We start from the raw sequence: 1,883 nt of genomic DNA, 5'->3' as shown, positions 1-1,883 counted from the left end.
GAACATGGACGCGCTAGCTTACTGTCATACAGCCTTGATCTACAACGAGTTCATGATCAAGCACTGCCTAATTATTAACTCATTGGTTAAAAAGTCTTTCTATCGTTTTCATTGGTAGAAACATGCGAATGCGTCCATTATGTTCACACAATACTTCAAAGCCAAATTTTGTATAGAATGCCTGTGCTGGATCAGTGAGACAGTCCACGACAATAGCATAAGCCCTCATATGGTGGTTAACTTCCCAAAGGTACTTCAGAGCACGGATTAAACTGACTTTTCCTAGCCCAGAGCCGTGAAATTCCTTATGCACAGCTAACTGAGCTAAAAGAAACACTGGAATTGGGTATCGAGGAAGTTTCTTTGCTAGTTGCTCTGGTAAGGTTTCTCGATTGATTGAGCTAGGCGCAACACTGTAAAATGCACATATTGCAAACTTCTGATTAAGCAATGGCTGAGCACTAGGGAGAATCATTGTTCGACTAATACCTGCTTCCATATGCTTTGCTGCTTGAGTTTTGATAAATGTATTTAGCTCTTGCTCACCACAGTCGAATGAATTGCGGTCGTGATATGATTTACTAAGTTCTACGAACTCTTTACCCCAACTCACTTGATACCGCTCTCATCTGTGAATTTTGCAGCATTCAACAAAGCTTGATTTGGCGATTTTGCTTTGTTACAAGCAGCCATAAATGCGTCAAAGACACTATCTTGAACCACGATACCTTCGTGCTTCTCAATTACGTTTGTTGCATCTTCGTCCATAAGCCTAACTACATATTCAGTTAAACTTTTCAGACCAAGCAATGCTGATGCCTTTTCTGCTTTCGCTTTTATCTCTTCATCAAGACGGATATCTAAACGTGCTGTTGCCATAACGCCTCCAGTGTACGGACGTATTCCGTAACGAAAGAGATTATAGTTCAAACATTGAACACATTCAACTTGTACGGAAAGATTACGGATTATAAAAAGCGTAATAATCTCGATACGACACTGAGATGCATTAATTCGTCGGGAGCTGAGTTCAGATAACTCTTAGTATGGCAAATGCACATTAACAACATGTGAATGAGTATTTACTACACTTTAGCGAATAAAGGGGCATAAATATGTTAGTTCTTAACTGGCTTCTTTATAAAAAACGCAAAAAATATCAAACTATTATATAAACGCACAACTTAGGCTTATCAGTCGTGGATACTATGATGTTCATTTGAGGTTAGGTGAGTTTTCTGCTGACTCATAACCTATCGCATAGAACAAGCGAAAAAATGGCCACTATTGTATCCATTAATAGAAAACCAAGAAGCTCCACTAAGATTTGGTAAAAGCCATAGGTAAGTGGTGGGCAGTTTGGTGTTTTGAACGCGCCGGTTCTCATTCTAGCGTAGCGGTATGCTTCGTAAGTGTGTCTCGATTGCTTCAATCATCGACTTGATAAGTGGTAAATGCGCTTTTTCTTTCGCCCATACCTCATGGAAGTCTGCTACGGTTTGCTTGGTGGTATCTAACACCAATTTTCTGGCAGCATGGACTTAGCTGCTAAGTGTGATAACTCATCCAACGTGAAATCGCTGAATTTTTTGCTACGGCTAACCTTGAGCACCTATAGACTTATCCATGAGCGTAGAGCCATTTACTTTTAGCTTCTCCTGCTCCGCTTTCAACAAAGCCTCATACTCAGCTTTAGCTTCTGGATTTAATAATATTTTCTGTTTAAGCGCATCTAAGCTAGTCATCGTCATTTCCATTTTTTATCAGACGCGCCGTAAAACCCCGTCCTTCAGGTCGGGGATGTAAGGCACTGGCAGCGTAGCTGGCACGGTTTTGACTTTAGTTCGGCGTTTGTTGCTGCTCAATGTATCGGCGAATCACGT

General features: G+C 40.8%; 3 protein-coding genes. All 3 read right to left on the bottom strand.

Translation table 11 applies throughout. The features are described 5' to 3' along the window. Window positions 1–79 precede the first annotated feature (79 nt). Window positions 80–613, bottom strand: coding sequence for a GNAT family N-acetyltransferase (locus H5202_RS21660; RefSeq protein ID WP_137224162.1), 534 nt, complete (start codon window positions 611–613; stop codon window positions 80–82). Further along, window positions 610–879: a type II toxin-antitoxin system TacA family antitoxin gene (locus H5202_RS21655; RefSeq protein WP_123776315.1), complete on the bottom strand. Its 270-nt coding sequence runs from the start codon at window positions 877–879 to the stop codon at window positions 610–612. Before H5202_RS21655 ends, H5202_RS21660 begins: the two co-directional genes overlap by 4 nt. A 719-nt stretch (window positions 880–1,598) precedes the next feature. Next, window positions 1,599–1,745 carry a hypothetical protein gene (locus tag H5202_RS21645; RefSeq protein WP_182773863.1) on the bottom strand — a complete coding sequence of 49 codons (147 nt, stop codon included), beginning with the start codon at window positions 1,743–1,745 and terminating at the stop codon, window positions 1,599–1,601. Window positions 1,746–1,883: the final 138 nt, after the last annotated feature.

Source organism: Shewanella sp. SG41-4 (genome assembly GCF_014164505.1).
In the GTDB taxonomy this organism is placed as follows: Bacteria; Pseudomonadota; Gammaproteobacteria; order Enterobacterales; family Shewanellaceae; genus Shewanella.
Note: the sequence above shows the minus strand (reverse complement) of the source record. Positions and strands in the feature narration are given on the sequence as shown.